Genomic DNA, 4,941 nt, shown 5'->3' on the forward strand with positions numbered 1-4,941 from the left:
CTACTTCTGCATTATATGAAAAAGTGACAGTTACCATAAAAGAGTACGAAAAGCCATTGGCACCAACAGAACTAAATTCTTTATGGAATACAGGTACAGCTGTATCATTAAAATGGACAAGGCCAACTGCTGGCATGGCACCCGAAAGCTATGAGGTGTATAGTAATGATAAAGTAATAGCTGCAACAAAACAGACTACAATCGTATGTGCAGGCCTGACACCGAATCAATTAAATAAGGTTTATGTAAAATCAGTCAGTGCAGAAGGCGGAAAATCAGATAGCAGTAATGTACTCGAAATACAGGCACCTGAGGATGATCATGGAAACACGAAGGAAAATGCTACTCCTATTGAACTTGAGAAAGAGATCAGTGGTGTTTTTCATGATTCAGATGATTATGATTATTTTACTTTCGTTCCAAAAAAGACAGGTATATATGTGATAAAAATATATAATAGTTACTATACGCCAGAGTTCTATAGCAATGAGGGGTATCCATGCGGATCGGGTACAAATAATGATTATCATTTTGAAGCCGGAAAGGTTTATTATCTCCGTACCGGTACTGACAATAGAAAAGATTACAGGTTTATTGTACGCTTAAAAACCAGTAAGCCGGATTTGGTATTTGATTATATAATCAGAAATAAATACTTGGCGGGTCAGCCTGTAGATTTAAGACATATTGTAACAAACATTGGGGATACCATGTCAAAGGGTAGTTTTAAAGTTGGAGTTACTGTAAGTGGCGAAAATAACAATTATATTGGAGAATGCACCACAGATATTGATAAGGATAGAAATTGTTCAATAGGCCCAATGCTTGATGCAGCGGGAAATCAGTGGACTCCAAATGCACCAGGTGAATACCTCTTAACATTCAACATAGATAGTGAAAACAAGATTGATGAAGCAAATGAAGAAAACAATAAAATAACAGTAAAATTCTATGTTGATGATTATGCTGACTCGCCAAGTGGTGCGAAAGAAATAAGGATTGGGCAGGATGTTAAGGGATATTTAAGTACCTATACCGACACGGATTATTTTCTTTTTATCCCAAAAAAGACAAGCAAGTATCGATTTACTATATTTAAAAATAATATTGATTTCTTTTGTGATTCCAGAAATGTACCGACATTTGCTAATAATACACAAATTTTTATACAAAGTACATTTATTCAGGGAAGTTCATATTATATCTACGTTTGTGATTATGATAAAAAAATTAATACAAATGAAGAATATACAATTATATCAAAAGAAATAGCACCAGATTTAACAATATCAAAGGTTGATTTAACAGATAACAAAAATGGTGAACCCTGTAAGCTGCGGGCGGAGATTTCTAATGTTGGCGATGAAGTGCTAGAATCAGGCCGTTTCAGAGTAGGCTTTACAGCTGAAAATCAGAAAAAGACTTTCTACACTGATTATTATGAAGGGTCAGTAACATTTAAGTCCATGGATTTGTTTCTTGGAAACACTGAGCTTAACGAAATGCTCAAATCTAATGGATTTCACAAAATTAAAGCATTTATAGAAAAGAGCAGTCCTTTTAACGAGAGTAATGAAACTAATAACTCTGTTGATGCAACTGTTGGCTATTATTCTGATCTAACAATAACAGATATAATTTTTCCATACGAAACTAATTGTGTAGATCCAATAGTAACAAAGATTGTTATTAAGAATGTTGGACAGAAAGCCACGCAACCTTTATATCCAGTTATTGCAGGTATGCATATTGATGGGATTGATACAAAATACTATACGAACTATTATACAAAGATAATACAACCTAACCAATCCGTCACGTTGGCAGTATATGACGATAATGGGGATTCGCCACAAATAAATATAAAAGGTACTTATGAAGTCCAAGCCAGTCTTGAAGAATACTATCAGGATAATGATATGTATAAGGAGAACAATTCATTTAATAAGATTCTTAACGTTGATACTTTGCCTGACTTAGCGGTCACTGAAATCATTCTTGATCCTCCAAATCCTGTTGTAGGTGAAAAGGTTACATTAAAAGCAAAAGTAAGGAATATATCAGAAAACCCTGTATCAATAAGTAACGATTGTAAAGTCGGATTTAAGATTGATGACAGTGATATATTATATTGGGCGAACATGCCTTCTAAACTCAAACCAGGTGAGAAAGCAATAGTAACAGGGTACATTGATGATAGTAACAGGACTTGGGATGCAGAAGAAGGAGAACATAAAATAACTGCAATAGTTGATGCTTTGGACAATATAAGGGAGATGGATGAAAATAACAATGTATTGTCAAGAAATATTATTGTCAAGGAAAAGTGTAAATTTAAAATTGAGGATATAGTACTTGACCCTCCAAACCCTGTTAAAGGTGAAAAAGTAATATTGAAAGCAAGGATCAGAAATATATCCAATGAAAATAGTCCGTATGGAAGAACATACAAAATTGGATTTAAAATAAGCGATGGTACTGAAATCAGGACTGAGTCTTTAAGAGGTGCTATATGTGGAGGAGAATATATAGTCCTTTCTACTGATGGCATAAATCAGAGCTTCTGGATTCCTAAAAATGAAGGAGACTATAAAATTTCTGCAGAACTTGACGAATCAGCTGATACCTTTGAAAAGACAATAAAAGTTACAAGAAATAGGGTGTTTGAAGCAGAAGCTGATTATGATAATGATGGTTTAAGCAATGAAAAGGAAAATGAAATAGGGACTGATTATAACAATTATGATACAGATGGCGATTCAATAAGTGATGGAGATGAAGTTAACGGTACTAATGGATATAAAACTGATCCATTAAATCCGGATTCAGATGAGGATGGTGCTTATGACAATATTGAAATCAAGCTTGGAAAATCTCCTGTTAACAAGGATGAATACGCTCCATTCATAGCAAAAGAATATTCACAATCAGAAAGCGTGGTTGTTGAAGTCTATGGTAATAGCACGCTTGAAGCTTTGAATATTGAAGTGAATGAACTTAGTGAGATGACAAATGGTTTGTCTAATGGAATAATAGCAAATCCTGTAGAAATAACACTTGATGGTGGTAGTTTTAAAGAAGCGACAATATCCTTTTATTACGATGAGATGAATCTTAACGGGATACCGGAAGAAGACCTTACTGTATACTGGTTGGATTATACAAATAAAACACTTGTACCTTTACCGGATTATAATGTCAATATTGATGCTTATAATAATATAATTACTGCTAAGGTTAATCATTTCAGCACATATATACCCGGCAAAAAGAATCTTAATCAGATTAATTATTATAACAATGCAGTGTTTGTCATTGATGAGTCAGGAAGCATGTGGCCAAACAATGTTGAACAAAGTAGTACGGGCATTGTAAATAAAATCGCAACTAATATTGTTGAGAAGGTAAATGAGTTTGGCAATGAATTCGGAGTTGTAAAGTTCTCGGGGACTGCAAGAAAGGCAATTGATTTATCAGGAGATAAAAAAGATATCATTGATGCAATAAAATCAACCGGTGGTGATGGTAGTACAGATATCCTAAGGGGACTTAAAGCCGGAGAAGCAATAATATTAAACAGCAAATACGACAAGTATCTTCTTCTTTTGTCTGATGGAGAGGATAATAATTATACTGAAATAGTTGGGTTTGCAAAAAACATGGCAAGCAAGAAAATTAAGGTTTTGTGTGTATCAATAGGTAAGTCGCAGCTTCTTAATGAAATTGCTAATATTACAGGTGGAATATGTTATTCTGTTGATACAAGCGGCAATATTGATTTGCAAATATCAAATATTGTTAACCAAATAATTGAGCAATTGAAATTAAGTGTTAGCTTTCCACCGGAGAAAAAACCTCAGGGTAAGAAGTTACCACCAAATACACCTCCAAATCAACCAATAAAGTTGCCGATTCAGACATATGGGTGTATAAGCTATGCAGGAGAAATTGATGCTTACGAGTTTACACCTGATGAGACGAAGATTTACTGTATAAGCAGCACTGGGGAAACAGATACTGAGATAAATATATTTGATACCAAAGGCATGCTAATAAGCTCAAGCGATAGCAACGATGACAATGAGTGGGATAAAAATTTTTATATACTCATGAACCTTACAAAAGGAGAGAAATATCGATTTGAGGTAAACCACAGCGATATTTTAAATGGAACAGGGGAGTATTATATATGTATAAGTGACCCCATAAAGGAGAAGCTTGGCCCTGATCAGGCATACCTTAAGCTGTTGGCCTATGAAATGGAAGGAACTTATGCTGAAAATCCTGATAATAATACTGTTGATGTAACTATTGACGGAGAAAAACGAACATTTAATCTGAGTAAAATATTCTTTGTAAATGGACAGGTAGCGATCGATATAAAAGATTTCACAGATGCATTTGGAATATTTGAAATGTATGCAGCTCCAAATCCCGAAGATACAACACCTAAGATTAGCATTGAGGATTTGCAGATGACACTTTCCGGTCTAGGGTGTGAAAAATTAGTAACTTTATATTTGGAAGGCTCAAAACTTAACGGAAAAGTAACAACCAGAGCAATTAAGAACTTCCAGAAGAAGTTTATGGGACGGCATGAGAAAACTTCTCCTGTTGATGTATCTGGTATTTTTGCAGACGGAACGCTGGATGACGAAACGAATAAGGAGCTGCTGGAATATAACAGGATAAGGAAAATGAACCCTGCATTTCTTAAAAATTCCGGAGTTAGTGCCAGGGCTTACCTTGAAAATGTTTATAAATTGACTTCTGAAAATGGATACACTCTATCTTTTGATGGTAAAAATATTGTTATAATCGGTGGAAATAATGCTGTTAACAGAGTAAGCAAAATTTTTATACCGGAGCTTGATTATAAGGGTGTAGAAAAAAAGTGTTATGCTAAAATAAGAAATATTAAGATTGCATATGCTAACTATT

General features: G+C 34.3%; 1 protein-coding gene. It reads left to right on the forward strand.

Going from position 1 to position 4,941, the window contains the following annotated elements:
* The coding region (locus tag VIO64_RS15370) for a CARDB domain-containing protein (RefSeq protein ID WP_331919795.1) at window positions 1-4,941 on the forward strand (4,941 nt) is incomplete at both ends.

Source organism: Pseudobacteroides sp. (assembly GCF_036567765.1).
Lineage (GTDB): Bacteria > Bacillota > Clostridia > Acetivibrionales > DSM-2933 > Pseudobacteroides.